At 65.5% G+C, this 22,916-nt stretch carries 24 protein-coding genes; 14 read left to right on the top strand and 10 right to left on the bottom strand.

Annotated features, from left to right (window positions below):
• Complete coding sequence (locus E7681_RS05860; protein ID WP_136338329.1) at window positions 1-3,375, top strand: efflux RND transporter permease subunit; 3,375 nt, start codon at window positions 1-3, stop codon at window positions 3,373-3,375.
• Window positions 3,376-3,381: 6 nt separating this feature from the next.
• On the opposite strand, the gene E7681_RS05855 is transcribed toward E7681_RS05860, so the two are convergent.
• Window positions 3,382-4,188, bottom strand: a complete 807-nt coding sequence (locus E7681_RS05855) for a protein-disulfide reductase DsbD domain-containing protein (RefSeq protein ID WP_136338328.1) — start codon at window positions 4,186-4,188, stop codon at window positions 3,382-3,384.
• Window positions 4,189-4,321: 133 nt separating this feature from the next.
• On the opposite strand from E7681_RS05855, the gene E7681_RS05850 reads away from it, so the two are divergent.
• Entirely contained in the window at window positions 4,322-4,888 is a 567-nt protein-coding gene (locus E7681_RS05850; RefSeq protein ID WP_211089766.1) for a YqgE/AlgH family protein, read from the top strand.
• A gap of 189 nt (window positions 4,889-5,077) precedes the next feature.
• On the opposite strand, the gene E7681_RS05845 is transcribed toward E7681_RS05850, so the two are convergent.
• Entirely contained in the window at window positions 5,078-6,028 is a 951-nt protein-coding gene (locus tag E7681_RS05845) for an L-threonylcarbamoyladenylate synthase (protein WP_136338327.1), read from the bottom strand.
• A 119-nt stretch (window positions 6,029-6,147) separates the two neighbouring features.
• Between E7681_RS05845 and E7681_RS05840 the strand changes: the two genes are divergently transcribed.
• The 5 genes from E7681_RS05840 to E7681_RS05820 all read left to right on the top strand — a co-directional run bounded on the left by E7681_RS05840 (window position 6,148) and on the right by E7681_RS05820 (window position 10,276).
• Entirely contained in the window at window positions 6,148-7,842 is a 1,695-nt protein-coding gene (locus E7681_RS05840; protein WP_136338326.1) for an acyl-CoA dehydrogenase, read from the top strand.
• Window positions 7,839-8,894: an MBL fold metallo-hydrolase gene (locus E7681_RS05835; protein ID WP_246032417.1), complete on the top strand. Its 1,056-nt coding sequence runs from the start codon at window positions 7,839-7,841 to the stop codon at window positions 8,892-8,894. The genes E7681_RS05840 and E7681_RS05835 overlap by 4 nt, the downstream gene beginning before the upstream one ends.
• A gap of 4 nt (window positions 8,895-8,898) precedes the next feature.
• Window positions 8,899-9,354, top strand: a complete 456-nt coding sequence (locus tag E7681_RS05830; protein WP_136338325.1) for a DUF6173 family protein — start codon at window positions 8,899-8,901, stop codon at window positions 9,352-9,354.
• Window positions 9,355-9,453: 99 nt separating this feature from the next.
• On the top strand, window positions 9,454-9,588 hold the full coding sequence (locus E7681_RS05825) for an aa3-type cytochrome c oxidase subunit IV (RefSeq protein WP_136338324.1): 135 nt from the start codon (window positions 9,454-9,456) through the stop codon (window positions 9,586-9,588).
• Window positions 9,589-9,613: 25 nt separating this feature from the next.
• On the top strand, window positions 9,614-10,276 hold the full coding sequence (locus tag E7681_RS05820) for a hypothetical protein (RefSeq protein ID WP_136338323.1): 663 nt from the start codon (window positions 9,614-9,616) through the stop codon (window positions 10,274-10,276).
• A 3-nt stretch (window positions 10,277-10,279) separates the two neighbouring features.
• Here the strand turns inward: E7681_RS05820 and E7681_RS05815 are convergent, their stop codons facing one another.
• From E7681_RS05815 to greA, 4 genes are all read right to left on the bottom strand, one after another.
• The gene (locus tag E7681_RS05815; RefSeq protein WP_136338322.1) at window positions 10,280-10,612 is read right to left on the bottom strand and encodes an AzlD domain-containing protein; all 333 of its coding nucleotides are present in this window, start codon (window positions 10,610-10,612) and stop codon (window positions 10,280-10,282) included.
• Window positions 10,609-11,325: an AzlC family ABC transporter permease gene (locus tag E7681_RS05810; RefSeq protein ID WP_136338321.1), complete on the bottom strand. Its 717-nt coding sequence runs from the start codon at window positions 11,323-11,325 to the stop codon at window positions 10,609-10,611. Before E7681_RS05810 ends, E7681_RS05815 begins: the two co-directional genes overlap by 4 nt.
• 86 nt (window positions 11,326-11,411) lie before the next feature.
• Window positions 11,412-12,422, bottom strand: a complete 1,011-nt coding sequence (locus tag E7681_RS05805; protein WP_136338320.1) for a hypothetical protein — start codon at window positions 12,420-12,422, stop codon at window positions 11,412-11,414.
• A 14-nt stretch (window positions 12,423-12,436) separates the two neighbouring features.
• Window positions 12,437-12,907 (bottom strand): transcription elongation factor GreA, encoded by a 471-nt coding sequence (gene greA / locus E7681_RS05800; protein WP_136338319.1) that lies wholly within the window; start codon window positions 12,905-12,907, stop codon window positions 12,437-12,439.
• A gap of 308 nt (window positions 12,908-13,215) precedes the next feature.
• Between greA and E7681_RS05795 the strand changes: the two genes are divergently transcribed.
• The 3 genes from E7681_RS05795 to E7681_RS05785 all read left to right on the top strand — a co-directional run bounded on the left by E7681_RS05795 (window position 13,216) and on the right by E7681_RS05785 (window position 17,503).
• A complete protein-coding gene (locus tag E7681_RS05795; RefSeq protein WP_136338318.1) occupies window positions 13,216-14,862 on the top strand; it encodes an electron transfer flavoprotein-ubiquinone oxidoreductase in 1,647 nt (548 codons plus the stop codon).
• A gap of 147 nt (window positions 14,863-15,009) precedes the next feature.
• On the top strand, window positions 15,010-16,713 hold the full coding sequence (locus tag E7681_RS05790) for a tetratricopeptide repeat protein (protein WP_246032416.1): 1,704 nt from the start codon (window positions 15,010-15,012) through the stop codon (window positions 16,711-16,713).
• The gene (locus E7681_RS05785; protein ID WP_136338317.1) at window positions 16,706-17,503 is read left to right on the top strand and encodes a 4-(cytidine 5'-diphospho)-2-C-methyl-D-erythritol kinase; all 798 of its coding nucleotides are present in this window, start codon (window positions 16,706-16,708) and stop codon (window positions 17,501-17,503) included. The genes E7681_RS05790 and E7681_RS05785 overlap by 8 nt, the downstream gene beginning before the upstream one ends.
• A gap of 77 nt (window positions 17,504-17,580) precedes the next feature.
• On the opposite strand, the gene E7681_RS05780 is transcribed toward E7681_RS05785, so the two are convergent.
• The gene (locus tag E7681_RS05780; protein ID WP_136338316.1) at window positions 17,581-18,582 is read right to left on the bottom strand and encodes a polyprenyl synthetase family protein; all 1,002 of its coding nucleotides are present in this window, start codon (window positions 18,580-18,582) and stop codon (window positions 17,581-17,583) included.
• Window positions 18,583-18,637: 55 nt separating this feature from the next.
• On the opposite strand from E7681_RS05780, the gene E7681_RS05775 reads away from it, so the two are divergent.
• The 3 genes from E7681_RS05775 to E7681_RS05765 all read left to right on the top strand — a co-directional run bounded on the left by E7681_RS05775 (window position 18,638) and on the right by E7681_RS05765 (window position 19,876).
• Window positions 18,638-18,853: a putative signal transducing protein gene (locus E7681_RS05775; RefSeq protein WP_136338315.1), complete on the top strand. Its 216-nt coding sequence runs from the start codon at window positions 18,638-18,640 to the stop codon at window positions 18,851-18,853.
• Window positions 18,846-19,592, top strand: a complete 747-nt coding sequence (locus E7681_RS05770; RefSeq protein ID WP_136338314.1) for a tRNA1(Val) (adenine(37)-N6)-methyltransferase — start codon at window positions 18,846-18,848, stop codon at window positions 19,590-19,592. The genes E7681_RS05775 and E7681_RS05770 overlap by 8 nt, the downstream gene beginning before the upstream one ends.
• A 116-nt stretch (window positions 19,593-19,708) precedes the next feature.
• Window positions 19,709-19,876, top strand: coding sequence for a YdcH family protein (locus E7681_RS05765; protein ID WP_136338313.1), 168 nt, complete (start codon window positions 19,709-19,711; stop codon window positions 19,874-19,876).
• A 1-nt stretch (window position 19,877) separates the two neighbouring features.
• On the opposite strand, the gene yddG is transcribed toward E7681_RS05765, so the two are convergent.
• Both yddG and gcvA read right to left on the bottom strand, forming a co-directional pair.
• Window positions 19,878-20,741 (bottom strand): aromatic amino acid exporter YddG, encoded by an 864-nt coding sequence (gene yddG, locus E7681_RS05760; RefSeq protein ID WP_136338312.1) that lies wholly within the window; start codon window positions 20,739-20,741, stop codon window positions 19,878-19,880.
• A complete protein-coding gene (gcvA, locus tag E7681_RS05755) occupies window positions 20,738-21,685 on the bottom strand; it encodes a transcriptional regulator GcvA (protein ID WP_136338311.1) in 948 nt (315 codons plus the stop codon). The genes yddG and gcvA overlap by 4 nt, the downstream gene beginning before the upstream one ends.
• A 108-nt stretch (window positions 21,686-21,793) precedes the next feature.
• Here gcvA and E7681_RS18790 point away from each other — a divergent pair, with 108 nt between their 5' ends.
• Window positions 21,794-21,955 (top strand): hypothetical protein, encoded by a 162-nt coding sequence (locus tag E7681_RS18790; protein WP_168733161.1) that lies wholly within the window; start codon window positions 21,794-21,796, stop codon window positions 21,953-21,955.
• A 67-nt stretch (window positions 21,956-22,022) separates the two neighbouring features.
• Here the strand turns inward: E7681_RS18790 and phbB are convergent, their stop codons facing one another.
• Entirely contained in the window at window positions 22,023-22,745 is a 723-nt protein-coding gene (phbB, locus tag E7681_RS05750) for an acetoacetyl-CoA reductase (protein ID WP_136338310.1), read from the bottom strand.
• Between the last annotated feature and the right edge of the window lie 171 nt (window positions 22,746-22,916).

The following is a 22,916-nucleotide window of genomic DNA, read 5'->3' as shown; positions in this document are numbered from 1 at the left end:
ATGATGCGCCCCATCCCCGAGGCGGCGGGCGGCATCCTGTCCTACTTTACCCGTCACCGCACGGCGGCGAACCTGCTGCTGGTGGTGCTGCTGGTGATGGGTCTGGCCGCGACGCCCCGGATGCGGGCGCAGTTTTTTCCGGATGTGGTGGTGGACGACATCTCGATTTCCGTGCGCTGGGAAGGCGCCGGGGCCGAGGACGTGGACGCCGCGATCATCCAGGTTCTGGAACCCGCGCTGCTGACGGTGGAGGGGGTGGAGGCGAGCTCCAGCTCTTCGACCGAGGGGCGGGGCACGATTACGCTGGAGTTCGAGCCGGGCTGGGACATGGGGCGTGCGTCAGATGAGGTGCAGGCCGCCGTCGATCTGGTGACGACCCTGCCCGAAGAGGCGGACGACCCGGTGGTCAAACGCGGCGCATGGCGCGACCGGGTGACGGACGTGGTGATCACGGGGCCGGTGTCCGTGCAACAGCTGGGGCTGTTCGCGGATGAATTCGTCGCCCGCCTGTTCGAGGTGGGCATCACCCGCACCACGATCCGGGGCGTCGCAGCACCCGAGATTCTGGTCGAGGTGCCCAGCCTGAGCCTGCGCGCGCATGACGTGACCATCGCCCAGATCGCCGCTGCGATCGCCGAGGAGGTGGACGCCGATCCCGCCGGGGATGTGGGCGGCGGCAGCACGCGGGTGCGTACGGGGGTCGAAAAACGCTCGGCCGAGCAGATCGGGCGGATCGTGTTGCGCTCGAACCCGGACGGGTCGGCGCTGACGGTGGGCGACGTGGCGGCGGTGCGCCTGCTGGGGGCCGACCGGGCGCGGGTCTATTACGTGGATGAAAACCCGGCGGTGTCGATCCGGGTGGACCGCTCGGCCTCGGGCGATGCGATCAAGGCGCAGGCGCAGGTGCAAAAGGTGGCCGACGAGATGGAGGTCACCCTGCCCAAGGGCGTGACCGTCGATCTGATCCGCACCCGCGCCGAGGCGATCACCGCCCGCCTGAACATCCTGCTGAGCAACGGCGCGCAGGGGCTGGTGATGGTGCTGATCCTGCTGTTCCTGTTCCTGAACGCGCGGACGGCGTTCTGGGTGGCGGCGGGGATTCCGGTTTCGATGCTGACGGCGATTGCGCTGATGTATCTGGGCGGGCTGACCATCAACATGATCAGCCTGTTCGGCCTGATCATCACGCTGGGCATCGTGGTGGATGACGCCATCGTGGTGGGTGAACATGCCGACCACCTGTCGCGCCACGGGCACGGGCCGATCAGCGCCTCGGAGACCGCCGCGCGGCGGATGGCGCTGCCGGTGTTCTCGGCCACGCTGACCACGATCATCGCGTTCTTCGGGCTGACGGCGATTGGCGGGCGCTTTGGCGATCTGGTGGGGGATATTCCGTTCACCGTGATCGCGGTGCTGGGCGCCTCGCTGGTTGAATGTTTCCTGATCCTGCCCAACCACATGGCTCACGCGCTGGCGCATTCGGCCAAGGAGCATTGGTACGACTGGCCCTCGCGCACGGTGAACAAGGGGTTCCGCTGGGTGCGCAGCACCCTGTTCCGGCCCTTCACCACCTTTGTCGTCTGGGCGCGCTATCCGGTGATGGCGGGGGCGATCCTGCTGCTGGCCGGGCAGATCGCGATCTTCATCCGGGGCGACGTGCAGTGGCGGTTCTTCAACGCGCCCGAGCGCGGCAGCGTCACCGGCAATTTCGCCATGCTGCCGGGGGCGACGCGCGCCCACAGCCTTGAAATGATGCGTGAAATGCAGCGCGCGACAGAGGAGCTGGGGGCGGAGTACGAGGCCCGCTATGGCCGCAATCCGCTGGATTACGTGATGGCCGAGGTCGGCGGCAATTCCGGCGCGCCGCTGCCGGGGGCCGACACCAAGGACGCGGACCTGCTGGGTGGTATCGCGATCGAGCTGATCGACGCCGACCTGCGCCCCTATTCCAGCTTTGCCTTTCTGGGCGAGTTGCAGGAACGCGTGCGCAACCACCCGCTGGCCGAAACCGTCAGCTTCCGAGGGTATCGGTCCGGCCCCGGCGGGGATGCGCTGGACGTGCAGTTTTACGGGGCCACTGCCGAGGTGCTGAAAGGCGCCAGCGAGGCGCTGAAACAGGCGCTGGCCAAGTTCCCCGAAGTCTCGGCTGTTGAGGACAACCTGCCCTATGACAAGGATGAGCTTATCCTGGAGCTGACCCCGCAGGGGCAGGCGCTGGGGTTCACCATCGACGGTCTGGGCCGGGTGCTGCGCCACCGCCTGAACGGGCTGGAGGCGGCGACCTTTCCTGACGGGCCGCGCAGTGCGGCGATCCGGGTCGAGCTGCCCGAGACCGAGCGCACCGCCGATTTTCTGGAGACCCTGCAACTGCGCACCTCGGCCGGTCGTTACGTGCCGCTGGCGGATATCGTCAGCGTGCGGGCGCGCTCGGGGTTTTCGACGGTGAAGCGGGAAAACGGCGTGCGGCTGATCTCGGTCACCGGGGATATTTCCGAGGACGACCCCGCCCGCGCCGAGGAAATCGGCCGCCTGCTGGAAGCCGAGATCCTGCCGAAGATCGCCAGCGAACATCAGGTGGAATGGCGCATGGCGGGCCTGTCGGAACAAGAGGACCAGTTCCTGTCCGAGGCAATGACCGGCCTGACCCTGTGCCTGCTGGGCATTTACCTGGTGCTGGCCTGGGTGTTCAGCAGCTGGACCCGGCCAATCGTGGTGATGGCGATCATCCCCTTTGGCCTGGTCGGCACGATCTGGGGCCATGTCCTGTGGGAGGTGCCGCTGTCCATGTTCACCGTCGTCGGGCTGGTGGGCATGACGGGCATCATCATCAACGACTCGATCGTGCTGGTGACCACCATCGACGATTACGCGCAGGATCGCGGGCTGATCCCCTCGATCATCGACGGCACGGCGGACCGGTTGCGCCCGGTGATGCTGACGACGCTGACTACGGTGATGGGTCTGGCGCCGCTGCTGTACGAAACCTCGCAGCAGGCGCAATTCCTGCGGCCCACGGTGATCACGCTGGTCTACGGGCTGGGCTTCGGCATGGTGCTGGTGCTGATGGTCGTGCCCGCGCTGGTGGCGATCCAGCAGGATCTGGGCCGGCAGTTTCTGTCGCTGCGCCGCGCCGTGCGGGCCCGCGCGCTGCGTGTGCCGGTGGTGCTGGGCGTGGCCGTGCTGCTGGGCTGGCTGGGGCTGACGATGGGGTGGCCCTTTGTGACCGGCGCGGTCTATCCGCCGCTGGCCGCATGGGCGATCGGCAGCCCGATGCTGGGCGGGCTGATGCTGTTCCTGGGGGGCGTGGCCGCGCTGACCCTGGCTGGCTTTGCGATGGTGGGGCTAATCTATGCCCTGCGCCGCCGCGCGGCCTGAGCGGGCTCAGTTCGCCGGGCAGCCCTGAATATCGACGGCATGATCGCTGCCCAGAACGGTGACGCGCAGCCCCGAGCGATCCAGCGCAAAGGCGCCGCCATCCATGTGCACCAGCTCGGTCCGGACGGTCAGCACGTCGCCCTGACGGGTGGTTTCGCTTTCGGCGACCCAGACCTCGGGGTCGGCGGTCTCGACCACGGCGTATTCGTAGCTGCCAGCCGGAGGCATCGTCAGATGCGCCGTCAGTTTCAGCCCGTCCTTGTCCAGCGCGATCTCGCAGCTGACCTGCCCGACACCGGCCTTGTAGGCGGTCAGAGGCTGGTCGGCCAAGGCGGCGGAAATCTGCGGATCCCGCTGGCGCGACCCGGGCAGGGCCATGTCGAATTGCAGCTCGGCCGGGACGCAGATGTCGTTGCAGATCCCGATCTGCAAATCGCCCTTCAGGGTGATCGGCTGGCCGGGATCGCGCGGGGTCAGCACCACGGGCAGGATCAGATCGCCCTTGTAACCCACTGAATTCATGCCGTTTTGCGAAAATACCTTGGGCGTGGGCCAAGCCGGCACCATCGCCCGCAGGTTCGCCGAGGCCGACCAGTCGATCATCGGCGGAATCCCCGCATCCCCCGGCGCGCGCCAATAGGTCTTCCACCCCGGCGCCAGGTCGATCTTCAACGCGGCGATATGGGTGCCGTCCTCGGCCGTCCAGCCTGGCAAAACCTGCAAGGACACGACGGGCGACTGCTGATCCTGCGCCAGCGCGGGCGCGGCCAGGGTCATGCAAACGGCAAGGGCGGTCAGGGTACGGTGCTTCATGGTCCCCCTGACATGGGTGAAAATCGGGCGCTTGCCAACTCACATTCGGGCGAGGCGACGTGAGCGGGCCACAGACGTGGTTTTTCTGTCGCGGGTGCTGGACCGGGGCCAGTGGCGATCTTATCTTTGAGATATGGAACCCGAGTTGAACCTCACTGGTAAATTGTTGATCGCGATGCCCGGCATGGGGGATCCGCGGTTCGACAAGTCCGTTGTGCTGATCTGCGCCCATTCCGCCGAAGGGGCGATGGGCCTGATCGTCAACAAACCCACCGGCGAGGTAGAGCTTTCGGACATGCTCGAGCAGCTCTCGATCAGCCACGGCCCGGAAAGCCGCCAAATGAACGTGCGCTTCGGCGGCCCGGTCGAGACAGGGCGCGGCTTCGTGCTGCACTCGCTGGATTATGTCAGCTTCGTCAATACGTTGAAGGTCGAAGGCGGGTTTGGCATGACCGCCACGCTGGACATCCTCGAGGAACTGGCCCGTGGCCATGGGCCGGAACGAGCGCTGGTGGTGATCGGCTATGCGGGCTGGGGCCCGGGGCAGTTGGAGGGCGAACTGGCCCAGAACGCCTGGCTGACCTGCGACGCCGATATGCGGCTGGTCTTCGACCTGCCCGACAACGCGAAATGGGACGGCGCGCTGCGCTCGATGGGGATCAGCCCGCTGCTGCTGTCGTCGGAAGCAGGTCACGCCTGAGCGCGATTTCCACAGGGTTTGTGGGGTTTAACCGTCAAATCACAGGATTTGCCGCCGCGCCTGTTGCCGCGTTGGAATTTGAGTATTTGGATCAGAAAGAAACAAGGGCGCGGCGTCTGATACTGCAACTGCTTTCGGCTTCTTTCTGATGAAAATACTCACGGCGCCACGCTGGCCACGAGCGCGCCGTCAGGGGCGGGGGGCGGCGGCGCGGGACAGGCGGTCGTTGATGGCCAAGCCAAGGCCGGTCATCGGGATCGGGCTGACGGCGATGCCTTCTGGGCCCATGGCGTCCAGCGCGTGGAGGTGGTGGAACAGGTTGGCCGCAGCCTCGACCAGGTTGCCGGTTTCGGACAGGTTCAGCATGCAGTCCACGGGGCCGAAGCCGAGAAGCATTTCGCCGGGCTGGATCGTGGTGGCGTTCAGGCGGACGCGGGCGCCGGGGGCGTAGTGCGAGAGCATCTGGCCCGGCGCGGTCAGTGGGTCGGACTGGTTGCGCTGGGTGAGCGGGGAGCCGAGCACGGCCTCGATATCCTCGGAGGCGACGCCGCCGGGGCGCAGCAGGGTGGGGGTGCCGGAGAGGCCGATGATGGTGGACTCGACCCCGACGGGGCAGGCACCGCCATCCAGGATGGCCTCGATCCGGCCGGACAGCCCGTCGATCACGTGTTGCGCGGTGGTGGGGCTGATCTTGCCCGAGCGGTTGGCCGAGGGGGCGGCGACGGGGCCGTCGAATTGTCTGAGCAGCGCCTGTGCCACCGGGTGGGCGGGGACGCGGATGGCCAGCGTCGGCAGCTCGGCGGTGACCAGCGGCGACAGGCCGGCGTCGTCGCGGATCGGCAGGACCAGCGTCAGGGCGCCGGGCCAGAAGGCGTCGGCCAGCCTTTGCGCGGTGTCGGACCAGTGGACGTAGCGCTGCGCGATCTGGGCCGAGGCGACATGCACGATCAGCGGATTGAAGCGGGGGCGGCCCTTGGCCTCGAAGATGCGGGCGACGGCGGTGTCGTTGCGGGCGTCTGCCCCCAGTCCGTAGACCGTTTCGGTGGGCAGGGCGATCAGCCCGCCTGCGGAAAGAGTTTCCGCGCAGCGAAAAATGCCAGCGGTATCAGGGGTATGGACGGTCGTGGACAGGCTGGACATGGGCTATGACGCGGCGTTTTGGTTGATGCATTCAAGCCGATGGATACTTTCCTCGGCACGCGTTTTTGCATAACTGCGGTTGACCCGAATTCCAACCCGTCCCGCAAGGAGGAGCCCAAATGCCGTACCGTGCGCCTGTAGAAGATTACCGTTTCATTTTCGAAAACGTCGTCGATATGGCCCAGGTGGCCGGGACGGAGCGGTTCGCGGATGCGACCGAGGACATGACCAGCGCTATCCTGACGGAGCTGGGCAAGATGGCCGAAGAGGTCCTGTACCCGATCCAGCGCAATGGCGACCTGAACGGCGCGGTGCTGGAAAACGGCGTGGTGCGCACCAGCCCCGGCTATGCCGAGGCGTTCCGGGCGATGGCGGATGGCGGCTGGTTGTCGGTCTCGGCCACGCCTGAGCATGGCGGCATGGGCCTGCCGCTGGTGATGAACACCGCCTATAACGAGATGGTCGCCAGCACCTGCATGGCGCTGGGTCTGTGCCCGCTGCTGACGCAGGGCCAGATCGAGGCGCTGGAGCATCACGCGAGCGATGCGCTGAAAGAGATGTACCTGCCCAAGCTGATCAGCGGCGAGTGGACCGGCACGATGAACCTGACGGAACCGGGCGCGGGCTCGGACGTGGGGGCGCTGAAGTCGAAGGCAGAGCGGAATGACGATGGTTCGTATTCGGTGACGGGTCAGAAGATCTTCATCACCTGGGGTGACCACGACTTCGGCGGCAATGTCTGCCACCTGGTTCTGGCGCGTCTGCCCGATGGTGGCGCAGGCACCAAGGGGATCAGCCTGTTCATGGTGCCCAAGTTCCTGCCGAACGAGGACGGCTCGCTTGGCGAACGCAACAGCCTGGGCGTGGTCAGCCTGGAGCATAAGCTGGGCATCCACGGCAGCCCGACCTGCGTGATGCAGTTCGACGGGGCCAAGGGTTGGCTGGTCGGCCAGGAGCACAAGGGCATGGCGGCGATGTTCACCATGATGAACAACGCGCGTCTGAGCGTGGGCGTGCAGGGCGTCGGCATTGCCGAGGGCGCGCTGCAGCACGCGATGGCCTATGCGCAAGAGCGCGAGCAGATGGGCAAGATCATCCAGCACGCCGACGTGCGCCGGATGCTGCTGACCATGAAGGCGGACACGTTCGCGGCGCGCTCGCTGGTGCTGGATTGCTCGGTTGCGCTGGACATGGCGAACGCCACCGGCGAGGCGGCCTGGGGTGCCCGCGCGGCGCTGCTGACGCCGATCGCCAAGGCGTTCTCGACCGATGTGGGCATGGCCGTAGCCGAGCTGGGCGTGCAGATCCACGGCGGCATGGGCTTTATCGAGGAAACCGGGGCTGCTCAGTTCAGCCGTGATGTGCGCATCACCGCGATCTACGAGGGCACCAACGGCATTCAGGCGATGGACCTTGTGGGTCGCAAGATGATGGATGGCGGAGAGGCTGCGTTCACCCTGCTGGACGAGATCGAAACCCATGCCGAGCAAGCGCGCGCCGTGCTGCCCGAGCTGGCCGAACCCGTGTGGCAAGCCACCGAAACGCTGCGCGAAGCGGTCGAATGGATGCTGGCGCAAAAGGACATGAACGACCGGTTCGCCGGGGCCGTGCCGTTCCTGACCGCGTTCGGGCGCGTGCTGGGCGGGCATTACCACCTGAAGGCCGCGATGGCCGAGGGCGGCAATGGCACCCGGACCAAGGTCGCCCGGTTCTACGTCAACCGGCTGCTGCCGCAGTTCGGCGGGCTGCTGGAACACGCGATGGCGGGCGCTGCGGATCTGTACGACATCACCAATGACGAGCTGGTCGCGTGACCGCGGCCTTGGCCGAGGTGACACCCGGCGGCATCCGGTATCCTTGGGACGCTCCGCCCGCCGAGGGTGAGGCGACCCGCATCGCCGAGGGCGTGCTGTGGCTGCGCCTGCCGCTGCCGATGGCGCTGGACCACGTCAACATCTACGCGCTGGACGAGGGCGACAGCTGGACCCTGGTTGATTGCGGCGTCTACTCGAAGCGGACGGTCGCGATCTGGGAAAAGCTGCTGGCCGGGCCGCTGGGCGGCAAGCCGGTCAGCCGTGTGATCCTGACCCACCACCATCCCGACCATGTCGGCATGGCGGGCTGGTTCATCGCCAAAGGGGCCGAGCTGTGGACGACCCGCACCGCCTATCTGATGTCGCGGATGCTGATCCTGGACGTCGAGCACAAGGTGACCGAGCAGGTCAAACTGTTCTGGCGCCGGGCGGGCATGTCGCAAGAGGTCTATGAAAAGCGCCTGCAAGAGCGGCCGTTCAACTTTGCCGACCTGTCGCATCCGCTGCCGGTGGGCTTTATCCGGGTGCAGCAGGGCGACGTGATCAGCGCCGGCGGGCGCGAGTGGGACATCCACATCGGCAACGGTCACGCGCCGGAACACCTGACGATGTGGAGCCGCTCGGACAACCTGGTGCTGGCTGGCGACCAGATCCTGCCCTCGATCAGCCCGAATATCGGCGTGCACGCGACCGAGCCGGATGCCGACCCGCTGGGCGAATGGATGGAAAGCTGCACGCGGCTGGCGACGCTGGCGCGCGAGGATCACCTGGTACTGGGCGGGCACAAGCTGCCGTTCACCGGGCTGCCGACGCGGATGCGCCAGCTGATCGACAACCACCACGGCGGGCTGCGCCGCCTGCGCCAGCACCTGGTGCAACCGCGCACCGCGGCCGAATGCTTCCCGCCGCTGTTCAAGCGCACGATCGACATCGGCACTTATGGGCTGGCGCTGGTCGAGGCTGTCGCGCACCTCAATCATCTGTATCATGAAGGGGAGGTGACCCGCACCGCCCGCGCCGATGGCGCGTGGCTGTGGCAGATGAAGGAGTGACGCCATGGACGGCAAGGTCAACACCACCGCCGAAGCCCACGAAGGCGACGCGATCCCGCGTCGCTACGAGGTGCGCGCGGACCCCGAGGCCGCCGTCACCGACGTGCCGCCCGAGGTCACGGCCAAGCCCGTCCAGCAGAAATCGCCCGCCGAATGGGCGTATGAGCGGCTGATTCTCTATATCCAGAACTTCGAGGAGCAGCTGGACAACGAACACGAGATCGCCATGGGATTCGCCGGGGGCGAAGCGGGCGTTCTGCGGATCGAGGGGATGGGCTATTTCGACCCCGACATCGTGACGTTTTACGGCAGCGACGAAACCGGGGCCAAAACGCAGCTGATCCAGCATGTCAGCCAGCTGAGCGTGATCCTGCGGGCCCTGCCCAAGGAACCCGCCCGCGAAGAACCCACCCGCATCGGGTTCCGCCTTGTCGAAGATCTGGTCAAGAGCGAGACCTGAGACGACGGGCCCGCTCGATCCACATTCCCGGGGGATGACAGCGTAAAAAAAATCCGCTAGTCACGGGAAGAAACATCCAGACTGCAAGGAAACGCACCAATGGCAGCCCACAAGCACGGCGAAATGGACATCACTGTTCAGGAAAAAACCTTTCACGGTTTCATCAAAGCTTCGACCTACACTGTTTACGCAGTGATCGCGGTCCTGATTTTCATGGCGCTGGTCAACAGCTGATTCTATCAGCGAAAGGGTTTGTTCGATGCGTAAGTGGTTCCTGATATTGGCAGCGGCCAGTCTGGCGGCAGGGTGTGCCGTCAAGCATGACCCGCCCGTCACGGACGAGCAGATCGCCAACGCGGTCTATCGGCACAACGGGCCGAACGAGCTGACCCTTTTCACCATGATCAACAACCAGAACGGATCCGGCGCGCATACCTCGCTGATGATCAACGCCAGCCAGCGTGTGATCTTTGATCCGGCGGGGTCGTTCCGCGATCCCAAGATCGTGGCGCGCAATGACGTGGTTTACGGCGTCACTCCGTATCTGGAGGACGTCTACACCCGGTTCCACGCCCGCCAGACCTATCACGTCGTGATCCAGCGGATGCCGGTGTCGCCCGAAGTGGCCGAGCTGGCGCTGCGCCTGGCGCAGTCGAAGGGCGAAGTGGTTGACGGGCGCTGCGCGGCCTCGACCTCGGAGATTCTGGCGCAACTGCCCGGTCTGAACGTGGTGCCGTCGATTTCGCCCAAGAAGGTGATGGCGCAGTTCGGTCAGGTGCCGACGGTCAGCACCCGCAGCCTGTACGAATACGACGACGAAGACCGGTTCTCGGCGCTGCGCGACTATGATCCGGATGCGGCCAAGGCCAGCTTCAAGCGCATGCAGGACCGCAAGCAGGTCAAGGCGCCCTACACCTACTGAGGCTTAGCCCAGTAGCCAGAGCGACAGATACAGGCTGGCCGCGCCGCAGAAGATCGCGGCCAGCACGTTCTTCCAGACATAACCGACGATGACCGTCACCGCCGAGGCAATCAGGCGGGCCGGATCGGGCTGTCCGCCGGTCGCAGCGGGCCACATCACCGCGGGGGCCACAAGGCCGGGCAGAATCGCCACGGCGGTATAGCGCAGGTGCCGCAGCAGCCACTCGGGCATGGGGCGGTTGCCGATGATCCCGGTAAAGACAAAGCGCAGGCCAAAGCTGCCCAGGCCCAGCCCGATGATCACGGTCCACAGGGTGACGGGGTCGATCTGGGTCATGCGGTGCCTCCTTTGCGGGTCATCAGCAGTTCAACCTGAGCGCCGGCGATCATGCCGCCCAGCCCCGCGACCAGCAGGCCCAGATTGAACGGCAGAAAGCCGAAGCCAAGCGCCAGCCCGATTGACACAAGCGCCGCAGCGCGGTGGGCGGCGGTGGTCAGCATCGGGGCGATCAGGGCCAGAAAGGTGATCGGCACCGCGAAATCCAGCGCGAATTCCGGCGGGATGGCACTGCCCAACATCGCCCCGCCCAGGGTGGCGACGTACCACATCGGGCAGACCGGGGTCACGGCGCCGAAGAAGTAGGCGACCTTCTCCTTCAGGTTCCAGCCGGGGTTCTTGTCATAGGCCATGATGGCGCAGGCATAGCTTTGATCGACGGTGAAATAGGCCGCCAGCGCGCGCTGCCACAGCGGTGCGCCGCCCAGATGCGGGGTCAGCGAGGCGGAATACATCGCCATGCGCAGGTTGACCGCCAGCGCCGAGGCAAGGATGACCAGCGTCGGCGCGTCCTCTTTCAGCAGCTGGATGGCGGTGAATTGCGCGGCCCCGGCGATCACGACGATCGAGAACGAGAGCGTCTCGTACACTTTCAGCCCGGCCTCGGTGGCGACGACGCCGAACAGCAGGCCGAAGGGAATGATCACCAGCAGAAAGGGCAGGCCATCGCGGAAACCCTTCCAATAGGCGGTGCGGGGCGAGGGGGCGGGCATGGGTCACCTGTCGTTGAAACACGATCAGGCGTAGCGGGGTTGCGCGCGCGGTTCAATCCGAAAGGTCAGATTTTTTGACCCGTTGGTCAGTCGAACATCCCGGTCACGCGACCCAGCAGCATGAAGGCGCGGGCGGTGCGGGTGTCGGACAGGTCGGCGATCTCGGAATCGGTGGCGGTTTCGCAGAACTCGGCCAGCATCTTGTCGAAGCGGCGCAGGAAATGGTGCGCCGTGTCGCGGAAGATCGGGTCCTGTTTCATCCGGCCAGCCGACAGCGCCAAGGAGGAGCGGTCGCGGATGCCGCCCAAGGCCGCGATCTGGCGGCCACGCTCGCCGGTGGCGAAGCGACGCCAGATTTCCGAGCGCGCGCGGTCGGGGCGCAGGTCGTCCATGTAGATGCCGTCCTGGCTGAGCAGGGTCAGGATGTCCTGGCTGGCCTGGATCAGCTGCGCGGCCTGACGGTCCTTCAACGCCTTGCGCAGGGCGGCAAAGCCTTCCTCGTCCTCGGCGGTTTCGGGGAAATTCAGCGCGCGGATGAAATCGGCGCGGGCCAGCGGCGGGGCCAGATCCTCGGCGGGGGTGCCAAGGGGCAGGGGGGCCTGATCCTCGGGCGCGGCAGCGTCGGCGGGCTTGGGCGCGGGGCGCATCAGGTCGATGCGGTCGCGGGTCGAGCTGAAGGTGGCCAGCGCGATCTCGGTCTTTTTCTGGGCCTCGGCGATCTGGTCCAGCTTCTTGGCGATCGAGGTGTCCGGCCCCGAGGACCGGCCCTGCGCCTGCGCCAGATAGGTTTTGCGGATCGCCTCGATCGCGGCCTGCAGGCGGGCGCTTTCTTCGCGCATCACACGCGAGGAGCGCGCCGCCGTCGCCGCCACCCAGATCATCGCCACGGGCAGGAAGATCACCATCAGGGTCATCATGAAGCGCAGCGCGGTGTCCGCGTCGGCATCCTGACCCAGCAGGAAGAAAAACGCACCCGCGCCCAGCAGCCACAACAGGCTGAGGACCACGGCGATCATCTCGATCCCGGTGATGCGCGGCCCCGAGGCGCTGTCATACAGCCCCAGCGGAGTCGATCTGGTGTCTTCTTTGTCGGCCATCGGATCGCCTGTCGTCAGATGTACTGAACCTTCAACACTTCGTAGGCTTTTTCACCCCCCGGCGTGCGAACTTCGACCGAGTCGCCCTCGTCCTTGCCGATCAATGCCCGCGCGATGGGCGATTTGATGTTCAGCAGGCCACGTTCGATATTGGCCTCGTGTTCGCCCACGATCTGCCAGGTCTTTTCTTCGTCGGTGTCTTCGTCAACCAGGGTGACGGTCGCGCCGAACTTGATGCTGCCGGACATGCTGGTGGGGTCGATGACCTCGGCCAGAGAGATGATGCCTTCGAGCTCTTTGATGCGGCCTTCGATGAAGGACTGCTTTTCGCGGGCCGAGTGGTATTCGGCGTTCTCGGACAGGTCGCCCAGTTCGCGCGCTTCGGCAATGGCCTGAATGATCGTCGGACGCTCGACGGATTTCAGGTGCTTCAATTCAGTCTCGAGCGCGACGAAACCCGCGCGTGTCATCGGTATTTTTTCCATTGGCCCCTTGTTCCACGAAAGAGACGGCGGGCGCCGGGGCGCCCGCCAGATGGGTGTTGTTCCCCTTGGCAATTACCTGACCAAAAGCCCGCAGACAATGCAAGAGATTGCACCCGGAGGTCAGGATTTCGTACATTGCCGGACAAGAATAACGAAATTGCCGCTGCGGAAGTCTGCGTCGGCCCGGATCGCCCCGGGCTGCGTGTTTTCCCGTAGTTTTACGTTGTGTTTTCATTGACGGGCGATGCTGCAGCGCGGTAACCACAGCGAAACAAAATTACGCGCGTGATCCATAAGGAGGGCCACCCATGTCGGAAATCGAACGGGAAGCGATGGACTATGACGTTGTGATCGTTGGTGCGGGGCCTGCTGGGCTTTCTGCAGCGATCCGTCTGAAACAGCTTGATCCCGAGCTGAACGTCGTTGTGCTTGAGAAGGGCTCGGAAGTGGGCGCGCATATCCTGTCGGGCGCGGTGCTGGACCCGAGCGGTCTGGACGCGCTGATCCCCGACTGGAAGGCCAAGGGCGCGCCGCTGAATACGCCGGTGAGCTCGGACCATTTCTATATGCTGGGCGAAGCGGGCGAAGTGCGCATCCCCAACTTCCCGATGCCGCCGCTGATGAACAACCACGGCAACTACATCGTCTCGATGGCGAATGTCTGCCGCTGGATGGCCGAGCAGGCCGAGGAACTGGGCGTCGAGATTTTCCCGGGCATGGCGTGCTCGGAGCTGGTCTACGGCGAGAACGGCGAAGTCAAAGGCGTCGTCGCGGGCGTGTTCGGGCTGGAAGCGGACGGGTCCTACGGCCCCGACACCGAGCCGGGCATGGAGCTGCGCGGCAAGTACGTGTTCCTGTCGGAAGGCGTGCGTGGCTCGCTGGCCAAGGAAGTCATCGCCAAGTACGACCTGTCGGCCGGCAAGTGCCCGCAGAAATTCGGCATCGGCATGAAGGAAATCTGGGAAATCGACCCCGCCAAGCACAAGCTGGGCAGCGTCACCCACACGATGGGCTGGCCCCTGGGCGGCAATGCCGGCGGCGGCAGCTTCATCTATCACCTTGAAAACAATCAGGTTTACATCGGCTTCGTGGTTCACCTGAACTATGAGAACCCGCACCTGTTCCCCTACATGGAATTCCAGCGCTTCAAGCATCACCCGATGGTCGCCGAGCTGCTGAAAGGCGGCAAGCGCGTGGCTTACGGCGCGCGTGCGATCTCTGAGGGCGGTTACCAGTCGATGCCCAAGATGGTGGCACCGGGCGTGGCGCTGCTGGGTTGCTCGGTCGGGATGGTCAACGTGCCGCGCATCAAGGGCAACCACAACGCGATGCTGTCGGGCAAGGCCGCGGCCGAGGCCGCCTACAAGGCGATCCAGGATGGCCGCGAGGGCGACGAGCTGTCCACCTACGAGACCGAGGTGCGCACCGGCGCCATCGGCAAGGACCTGAAGAAGGTCCGCAACGTCAAGCCGATGTGGTCCAAGTGGGGCATGCTGCCCAGCCTGGTTCTGGGCGGTCTGGACATGTGGACGAACACGCTGGGCTTCTCGCTGTTCGGGACGCTGCGCCACGGCAAGACCGATGCGGCGGCCACCGGCGAGGCGGCGAACTTCAAGAAGATCGACTACCCCAAGCCGGACGGAAAGCTGTCGTTCGACCGTCTGACCAACGTGTCGTTCAGCTTTACCAACCACGCCGAGGAACAGCCCTGCCACCTGCGCCTGGCCGATCCGAACGTGCCGATTGCGGTGAACCTGGCGAAATACGACGAACCGGCGCAGCGCTACTGCCCGGCGGGCGTGTACGAGGTGCTGGAAAGCGAAAACGGGCCGGAGTTCCGCGTCAACTTCCAGAACTGCGTCCACTGCAAGACCTGCGACATCAAGGACCCCAGCCAGAACATCACCTGGGTCACCCCGCAGGGCGGCGACGGCCCCAACTACCCCAACATGTGATCACCAAAACGATCACCCAAAGGGCGGCCCAACTGGCCGCCCTTGTCTTTTGCGCCCAATGACGAAAACGGGACCGCGCGTGCATTGCGTTTGCCGCCGGGCGCGCTAGTCTGTCCCTTCGAGGAGACCGGAAAGGCGGAGCAGAGCATGTACAAACGGCTTTGGGGAATGGCACTGGCCCTGACGATGACGGCGGCCGTTCCGGCGCAGGCGCAGGGCATCGCGGGGGCCTATCTGGCGGCACGCAGCGCGGGCATGGCCAGCGATTACAAGGCCGCCGCCGACTATTTCACCCGGGCGCTGGCGCGCGATCCGTCGAACCCCAAGCTGCTGGAAAGCACGGTGGTGATGCAGCTGTCGCTGGGCCAGATCCCGCGCGCCATTCCCATCGCCCGCAAAATGGAATCCGACGGGCTGCAAAGCCAGGTCGCCCGCATGGTCCTGATCGGCGAGGACGTGACCGCCGGCCGCTTTGACGCGCTGCTGGAACGGGTCAAGGCGCAGCAGGGCGTCGGGCCGCTGGTGGATGGGTTGCTGAATGCCTGGGCGCTGATGGGGGCGGGGAATGTCTCGGACTCGCTGAAAGCGTTCGACGCGGTGGCCAAGGAACGCGGGCTGAGCGCCTTTGCGATGTATCACAAGGCGATGGCGCTGGCCTCGGTCGGGGATTTCGAGGGCGCGGACAAGATTTTCTCGGACAGTTCGGACGGGCCGATGCAGGTGGGCCGTCGTGGCGCGCTGGCACGGATCGAAGTGCTGAGCCAGCTGGAGCGCGGCAAGGATGCGCTGGAGCTGCTGGACCAGATGTTCGGCCGCGATTTCGATCCGGCGATTCAGGCGATGCGTGCACGGCTGGAGGCCGGCGAAACGCTGCCCTTCACGCTGGTGCACGACGCGCGCGATGGCGTGGCCGAGGTGTTCTACTCGGTCGCCGAGGCGCTGAATACCGAAGCGGGGCCGGAGTACACGCTGCTGTATACGCGAATGGTGGAATATCTGCGCCCCGACCATGCCGACGCGATCCTGCTGAGCGCCAGCCTGCTGGACACGCTGGAGCGGTACGAACTGGCAACGGTGGCCTACAAATCGGTGCCGCCCGAAAGCCCGTCCTATTTCGCGGCGGAACTGGGGCGCGCGGATTCGCTGCGTCGGGCGGATCGCTCGGAGGCGGCGATCGAGGTGCTGGAGCAACTGGCCCGCAGTCATGGCTCGTTCCCGGTGGTCTGGGTGTCGCTGGGCGATCTGCGTCGCCAGCTGAAGGACTTCAAACAGGCCGCGCAGGCCTATGACAAGGCGCTGGCGTTGTATGACGCGCCGGACCATTCGCAGTGGTTTCTGTATTACGCGCGGGCGATCAGCTTTGAGCGGCTGGGCGAGTGGACCAAGGCCGAACCCGATTTCCGCATGGCGTTGCAGCTGAACCCGGGCCAGCCGAGCGTGCTGAACTACCTGGGCTACTCGTTGGTCGAACAGAACCAGAAGCTGGACGAGGCCCTGTCGCTGATCGAACAGGCGGTCGAGGCCGAACCCAACAGCGGCTATATCGTCGACTCGCTGGGCTGGGCGCTGTACCGGCTGGGCCGCTACGACGAGGCGATCGGCCATATGGAACGCGCGGCCGAGCTGATGCCGGTCGATCCGGTGGTGAACGACCATCTGGGCGACGTGCTGTGGGCCGTGGGCCGCATCCGCGAGGCGGAGTTCCAGTGGCACCGCGCGTTGTCATTCGCGAAATACGACACCGGTTCGGGCGAGGTGGATCCGGATCGCATCCGCCGCAAGCTGGCCACCGGGCTGGACGCGGTGCTGGCCGAGGAAGGCGCCCCTCCGTTGAAGGTGGCGCATGACTGAGCGACGGGTCTTCGCCCCGGCGAAGGTCAATCTGACATTGCATGTGACGGGCCAGCGGGCGGACGGGTACCACCTGCTGGACAGTCTGGTCGTGTTCGCGGATGTGGGCGACTGGCTGGACGTGTCTCTGGGCCATGGGCTGACGGTCAGCGGACCGATGGCGGCGGGTGTGCCCACGGACGGGCGCAATCTGGTGCTGAAGGCGGCGGCGTTGATGGGTGTGGAGGCGCGGATCGCGCTGGAGAAACACCTGCCGGCGGCGGCGGGAATCGGCGGCGGGTCCTCGGACGCGGCGGCGGTGCTGCGGGCGTTGCGGGATCTGACGGGCGGTGAGGTGCCGGGGGCGGGGCTGTCTTTGGGTGCCGATGTGCCGGTCTGTCTGGCGGGCCGCGCGGCCTATATGCGCGGGATCGGCGAGGTGGTGGAGCCGGTGGACGGGCTGCCGGACCTGGCGGCGGTGCTGGTCAATCCGGGGGTCGAGGTGCCGACGGGCGCGGTGTTCAAGGGATTGGCACGTAAGGATAATCCAGCGATGACCCCGCTGGACCGAAGCGATCTTATCGGCTGGCTGCGGGCGCAGCGGAACGATCTGGAAGGGCCTGCACGAGAGGTGCAGCCGGTGATCTCGGATGTTTTGGAGGCGATCGAGGCAACGGGGAGCGTGCTGGCGCGGATGTCCGGCTCGGGTGCGACGTGTTTCGGAATCTACGAGGATCGGGCGCAGGCAGAGGCGGCGGCACAGGCGCTGGGGCGGCCGGGCTGGTGGGTGCGGGCGGCGACTTTGCGGTAAATCCCGCGCCGGTGGAGGGCGCAGGATTTGAGTATTTTCATCAGAAAGAAGCCAGGGGCCGGGATCAGATGATCCGGTCAGTTGATCCGGGCGACCACGTAGTCGGCCAGGTCGATCAGCATCTGGCGGATCGGGTGCTCGGGCAGGGTGGCGATGGCGGTTTTGGCCTTGGCGGCCCAGGCCAGCGCCTCGGCCCGGGTGTCGATCAGGGCGTTGTGCTTGTGCAGGAGCGACAGGGCGTGGTCGAGGTCGCCGTCCTCTTGCTTGCCTTTTTCGATGGTGCGGGTCCAGAAGGCGCGTTCGTCGGCGTCGGCCTTGGCGACGGCCTTGATGACCGGCAGGGTCAGTTTGCGTTCGCGGAAATCGTCGCCGACATTCTTGCCGGTGGCCTTGGTGTCGCCTTGGTAGTCGAGCAGGTCATCGACGATCTGGAAGGCGATCCCGAGCGCGTCGCCGTAGTCGAACAGGGCTTGGACATGGGGCTGGGGGGCGCCTGCGATCTCGGCCCCGGATTCGGTGGCGGCGGAGAACAGGGCGGCGGTCTTGCCGCGCACCACTTGCAGGTAGATCGATTCGTCGGTGCGCAGGTCCTGCGCGGCGGTCAGTTGCAGCACCTCGCCTTCGGCGATGGTGGCGGCGGCGTTGGACAGGATTTCCAGCACGCGCAGGTTGCCGGGTTCGACCATCAGCTGGAAGGCGCGGGCGAACAGGTAGTCGCCGACCAGAACCGAGGATTTGTTGTCCCACAGCAGGTTGGCGGTAGGGCGGCCGCGGCGTTGGGCGCTTTCGTCCACGACGTCGTCATGCAGCAGGGTGGCGGTGTGGATGAATTCCACCGTGGCGGCCAGATGGATGTGGTAGGGGCCGGTGTAGCCGCACAGCTGCGCGGCGGCCAGGGTCAGCATCGGGCGCAGGCGTTTGCCGCCAGCCTCGACCAGATGGGCGGTCACTTGCGGGATGCGCGGCGCGTGCTTGGAGGCCATGCGTTCGCGGATCAGGGTGTTCACGGCCTCCATCCCGTCGGCAAGATGGGCGGCCAGTTGTTCGTGCGGTTTGGTTGCGGCGTGATCCAGGCTCATCGGTCCCCGTCTGCATGGCTCGACAAATCGGCCGCCATGTCCTTAATTCCCCAGTATGAAACAGCTTCTGAGTACAACTGACCCGACCGTGATCGCATTTGCACAAGCGCTGCTTCAGGGCGAGGGTATAGACTGCTTTGAAATCGACGTAAATATGAGCGTCCTGGAAGGTGGGATCGGATTGTTTCCGCGCCGCCTGATCGTGGCGGACGAGGACCATTTTCGCGCGGCGCGGGCGCTGCGGGACAACGGGATTTCCGTGGATGACTGAGCTGAGTTGCAACGATTTCTTAGGTGGAAAAGTGCGCGTCTGGCAGCCGGTGAACGGGTATCGGGCGGGGCTGGACCCGGTGTTGCTGGCGGCATCGGTGCAGGCCAAACCGGGGCAAAGCGCGCTGGAGCTGGGCTGCGGGGTCGGTGTGGCCTCGCTCTGTCTGGCGTGGCGGGTGCCGGGGGTGGCTGTGACGGGGCTGGAGTTGCAGCCCGAATACGCCGATCTGGCACGGCGCAATGCGGTGGAAAACGGGGCGGATTTCACCGTGCATACGGGCGATTTGCGGGCGCTGCCCGAGGCGGTGCGGCAACGGCAATTCGATCATGTGCTGGCCAATCCGCCTTATTTCCTGCGCGATGCAGGCACCGGGGCGGCGGACCCCGGGCGCGATCTGGCGCTGGGGGGCGACACGCCGCTGGCGACCTGGGTCGAGGTGGCGGCGAAGCGTTGCGCGCCGCGCGGCACGGTGACGTTCATCCAGCGGGTCGAGCGGGTGCCGGAGCTGCTGAGCGCGATGTATACCCGGCTGGGCAGCATCGAGCTGTTGCCTCTGATCCCGCGCGAAGGACGCCCGCCGCAACTGGTGCTGATTCGCGGCCGAAAGAATGGGCGCGCGCCGTTCCGGATGCTGCCCGGGCTGCTGGTGCATCCCGGCGAAAACCATCGCGACGGGGGAGAAGATTACACGCCGGAGCTGCGCGCGGTGCAACGCGATGGGGCGGCTTTGCCCTTCTGAGCCACAAACTGCCGCATCCCGCGGATTTTACCGAAAAATGCTGCGCTGCCGCGTGACAGGCACTGATTCTGGTGCTGTACTTGTCACACGATTTTTACACTGAGAGGAGAATGCCCATGAGCTTGAGTTCGCACGTCGAGGAACTGAAGAAGAAACACCTGTCCCTCTCGCAGCGCGTCGAGGAAATGCAACGCGCCCCGGGTGTCAGCGACGCAGAGATTGCCTCGCTGAAGAAGCAGAAACTCCGCATCAAAGAGGAGATCACCCGACTCAGCACCGTCTAAGTCAAGGTTTCAAGCTGGCGCGCGCGGCCAACGCCGCGCCGCCGGTGATCAGCAGGGCCGACAGGGCCAGCACCCATCCGGGTTGGGCAACCCCGGCAATCACCAAAACCAGCGTAGACAGCAGTGGCGCCGCGTAGGAGGCCACGCCAAGTAGCTGGATGTCGCCCTTTTTCACCCCGATATCCCAGACGTAGAACGCCAGCCCGACCGGGCCCAGTCCAAGGGCGATGGCCGAGGTCCAGGCCGTGGCGGTTTGCGGCCAGACGGTATCCTCGGTCGCCAGATGCAGCAGGGCGGACAGGATCGCGGTGGCGACGCAGAAAATGGCGACGCTTTCGGTGGGCGCATCGCCCAGTTTGCGCGACAGGACCGAGTAGGTGGACCAGGTCAGAGCGCATCCCAGCGCCAGCAGGTAGCCGGGCAGGGCGGCCGGATCGAACCCGGCCCCGCCGCCGCCGATGATCAGCGCGGCCCCCAGAAACCCGACGATGCCGCCGATCAGATGGCCGGGGCGCAGGCGTTCGCCGGGCAGCAGGCCTGAGAACAGCACGATCAACAGCGGCCAGAGGTAGGCGATTAGCCCGGCCTCGGCTGCGGGGGCAAGGCGCAGGGCGCTGAAATAGAGCGCGTGGTAGCCGAAAAGCCCAATTGTGCCAAAGGCATAGACCTTGAGCGGGACATGCCGCAGGCGCGCGAACCCACCCGTTGCCCCGGTCCAGATCAGGCCAATCGTGCCGCCGATGGCAAAGCAGATCGCATTCAGCAGCAGCGGCGGCGTGGGGGCCGTGCCGACTGTGAACAGCGCCAGCAGCGCCCAAAGCAGAACGGCGATGAAGCCGATGGCGGTGGCGCGGGGCTTGGTCATGGGGTCAGGTCCTCTACGGGGATGATGGTCATGCCGGTGGGCAGGTCGTCCGAGCCGCGCATCTGGTTGGTGATCCAATCGCGGAAGGCGCGGACTTGCGGGCGGCTTTCGGCAGCTTTCTGGCACAGCAGACGGAAATGTGCACGGGTGGAAATCGCGGTGCCGAACGGGGCGACAAGGCGGCCCTGATCCAGATCGCGCCGGGCAAAGGTGTTGCGGGCCAGAACGACTCCGGCACCTTCCAGCGCGGCGTCCAGCGCATGGTCGGGCTGCGAGAACGTGGTCGTGACCTGCGGCGGTTCGGTGATGCCGACGGCCCGAAACCACGCGGGCCAATCGGTGCGCGGGCTCAGGAAATCATCCGAGGCGTTGTGCAGCAGCGGGGCCCGCAGCAGCGAACGGGGGGTCGGGAATTGCGCGACCATGTCGGGGCGCATGACCGGGGTCAGCCATTCGCGGTGGCTGAGCGGGGTCGCGGACAGGTGGGTGTCGGTGCCGTAACCGTATCGAATTGCGACGTCGATTTCGTCGAGGTCAAAGTCCATCAGGCGCAGGCTGGCGGTGAACCGCAGGTCGATCTCGGGGTGGAGGCGGGCGAAATCATAGAGGCGCGGCGCCAGCCATTTCGCGGTAAAGGCGGGGCCGGCGGTGACGTTCAGCGTGCGGGTATCCGTCAGCCGCCGCGCGGCGCGCCAGGCTTGGGTCAGGGTGTCGAACCCCTCGGTCGCACCGGGGGAGAGGGCACGGCCCGCCTCGGTCAGGCGGACGGCGCGGTTGAGGCGGTGAAACAGGGGCTGGCCCAGGTGCTCCTCTAGCGATTTGATCTGAAAAGACAGGGCGGCGGGGGTGACGTTCAACTCGGCCGCGGCCTTGGCAAAGGACAGGTGACGCGCGGCCGATTCAAAGGCGCGCAGGGCTGTCAGAGGGGGGAGGCGGTCGAACATACGGTTAAGGAAAACTTGTCTGAAGCTGCACGAAGTCTCGTTTGTTGCATGAAATTACAGCGAGTATCTTTGGTCTAGTCAAGAATTACCAAGCCGAAGGAGGCGCAAATGTTCGAAGCGACAGCAACCGTCCGCACCAAAGAAGCACTCGAGAAAGCTCGGGTCGAACGCGCCGTGGTCCTGCGCGCGCTGATCCGGGTCGTGCTCAAACCGCGCATAATTCCGCTGGGCCGGCCGGTCCTTACGGGATCGTCCCGCTGCCCGAACTGACGGACTTACGGGGCACGAAAAAGGGCCGGTCGCAGGACCGGCCCTTGGCGTTCGTAAAGGCGTCGGATCAGACGAAGAACTGTGCGCCGTTGGCGGCAATGGTCGAGCCGTTGATGAAGCCCGCGTCGTCAGCAGCCAGGAAGGCCACGCAGCGCGCGATTTCCTCGGGTTCGCCCAGACGGCCGGCGGGGATGCCCTTGATGATCTTTTCGCGGACGGATTCGTCGATCGCCATCACCATCTCGGTCGCGATGTAGCCGGGGCAAACGGCGTTGGCGGTGATGCCGAAACGCGCGCCTTCCTGCGCCAGCGATTTCACGATGCCCAGATCGCCCGCCTTGGTCGCGGCATAGTTCACCTGGCCGGCCTGGCCTTTCTGGCCGTTGATCGACGAGATCACGACAACGCGGCCGAACTTGCGGTCACGCATGCCGTTCCAGACGGGGTGCACGGTGTTGAAAACGCCGGTCAGGTTGGTGTCGATGACCTCTTTCCACTGCTGCGGGGTCATACGGTGGAACATGGCGTCACGGGTGATGCCGGCGTTGGCCACGACGATGTCGATGGGGCCCAGATCAGCCTCGACCTTGGCGATGCCTGCTGCACTTTCATCGTAGTCGCCGACATTCCACTTGTAGGTCTTGATGCCGGTTTCCGCGGTGAACTTTGCGGCTGCTTCGTCATTGCCGGCATAGGTTGCGGCGACGACGCAACCCTGGGCTTGCAGGGCCTTCGAAATGGCTGCGCCGATGCCGCGCGAACCGCCGGTGACGAGTGCTACTCTTGCCATGGTTTTCCTCCAGTTAGGCGTGATGCGTTGGTAACTCTGTTACTTTGTATGCTGCGAATGCGCAATAATCTTGCGTGCGAAATATGCGGTTTCGACACATTTTTTGCGCGTTTGCAGCGGATGGTCGAAGAAAAAGGGGCGCTGCAGAACAGCGCCCCCGGATATGCGTAC

It is taken from the genome of Thalassobius vesicularis, assembly GCF_004799325.1.
In the GTDB taxonomy this organism is placed as follows: Bacteria; Pseudomonadota; Alphaproteobacteria; order Rhodobacterales; family Rhodobacteraceae; genus Thalassobius; species Thalassobius vesicularis.
The sequence above is the reverse complement of the archived record's forward strand: the minus strand, read 5'-3'. Positions and strand labels throughout refer to the sequence as shown.

Excerpts from the sequence above, each read along its gene's own strand:
- E7681_RS05860 (WP_136338329.1), top strand. The coding sequence starts at position 1 with ATGATGCGCCCCATCCCCGAGGCGGCGGGCGGCATCCTGTCCTACTTT.
- E7681_RS05855 (WP_136338328.1), bottom strand. The coding sequence starts at position 4,188 with ATGAAGCACCGTACCCTGACCGCCCTTGCCGTTTGCATGACCCTGGCC.
- E7681_RS05850 (WP_211089766.1), top strand. The coding sequence starts at position 4,322 with ATGGAACCCGAGTTGAACCTCACTGGTAAATTGTTGATCGCGATGCCC.
- E7681_RS05845 (WP_136338327.1), bottom strand. The coding sequence starts at position 6,028 with ATGTCCAGCCTGTCCACGACCGTCCATACCCCTGATACCGCTGGCATT.
- E7681_RS05840 (WP_136338326.1), top strand. The coding sequence starts at position 6,148 with ATGCCGTACCGTGCGCCTGTAGAAGATTACCGTTTCATTTTCGAAAAC.
- E7681_RS05830 (WP_136338325.1), top strand. The coding sequence starts at position 8,899 with ATGGACGGCAAGGTCAACACCACCGCCGAAGCCCACGAAGGCGACGCG.
- E7681_RS05825 (WP_136338324.1), top strand. The coding sequence starts at position 9,454 with ATGGCAGCCCACAAGCACGGCGAAATGGACATCACTGTTCAGGAAAAA.
- E7681_RS05820 (WP_136338323.1), top strand. The coding sequence starts at position 9,614 with ATGCGTAAGTGGTTCCTGATATTGGCAGCGGCCAGTCTGGCGGCAGGG.
- E7681_RS05815 (WP_136338322.1), bottom strand. The coding sequence starts at position 10,612 with ATGACCCAGATCGACCCCGTCACCCTGTGGACCGTGATCATCGGGCTG.
- E7681_RS05810 (WP_136338321.1), bottom strand. The coding sequence starts at position 11,325 with ATGCCCGCCCCCTCGCCCCGCACCGCCTATTGGAAGGGTTTCCGCGAT.
- E7681_RS05805 (WP_136338320.1), bottom strand. The coding sequence starts at position 12,422 with ATGGCCGACAAAGAAGACACCAGATCGACTCCGCTGGGGCTGTATGAC.
- greA (WP_136338319.1), bottom strand. The coding sequence starts at position 12,907 with ATGGAAAAAATACCGATGACACGCGCGGGTTTCGTCGCGCTCGAGACT.
- E7681_RS05795 (WP_136338318.1), top strand. The coding sequence starts at position 13,216 with ATGTCGGAAATCGAACGGGAAGCGATGGACTATGACGTTGTGATCGTT.
- E7681_RS05790 (WP_246032416.1), top strand. The coding sequence starts at position 15,010 with ATGTACAAACGGCTTTGGGGAATGGCACTGGCCCTGACGATGACGGCG.
- E7681_RS05785 (WP_136338317.1), top strand. The coding sequence starts at position 16,706 with ATGACTGAGCGACGGGTCTTCGCCCCGGCGAAGGTCAATCTGACATTG.
- E7681_RS05780 (WP_136338316.1), bottom strand. The coding sequence starts at position 18,582 with ATGAGCCTGGATCACGCCGCAACCAAACCGCACGAACAACTGGCCGCC.
- E7681_RS05775 (WP_136338315.1), top strand. The coding sequence starts at position 18,638 with ATGAAACAGCTTCTGAGTACAACTGACCCGACCGTGATCGCATTTGCA.
- E7681_RS05770 (WP_136338314.1), top strand. The coding sequence starts at position 18,846 with ATGACTGAGCTGAGTTGCAACGATTTCTTAGGTGGAAAAGTGCGCGTC.
- E7681_RS05765 (WP_136338313.1), top strand. The coding sequence starts at position 19,709 with ATGAGCTTGAGTTCGCACGTCGAGGAACTGAAGAAGAAACACCTGTCC.
- yddG (WP_136338312.1), bottom strand. The coding sequence starts at position 20,741 with ATGACCAAGCCCCGCGCCACCGCCATCGGCTTCATCGCCGTTCTGCTT.
- gcvA (WP_136338311.1), bottom strand. The coding sequence starts at position 21,685 with ATGTTCGACCGCCTCCCCCCTCTGACAGCCCTGCGCGCCTTTGAATCG.
- E7681_RS18790 (WP_168733161.1), top strand. The coding sequence starts at position 21,794 with ATGTTCGAAGCGACAGCAACCGTCCGCACCAAAGAAGCACTCGAGAAA.
- phbB (WP_136338310.1), bottom strand. The coding sequence starts at position 22,745 with ATGGCAAGAGTAGCACTCGTCACCGGCGGTTCGCGCGGCATCGGCGCA.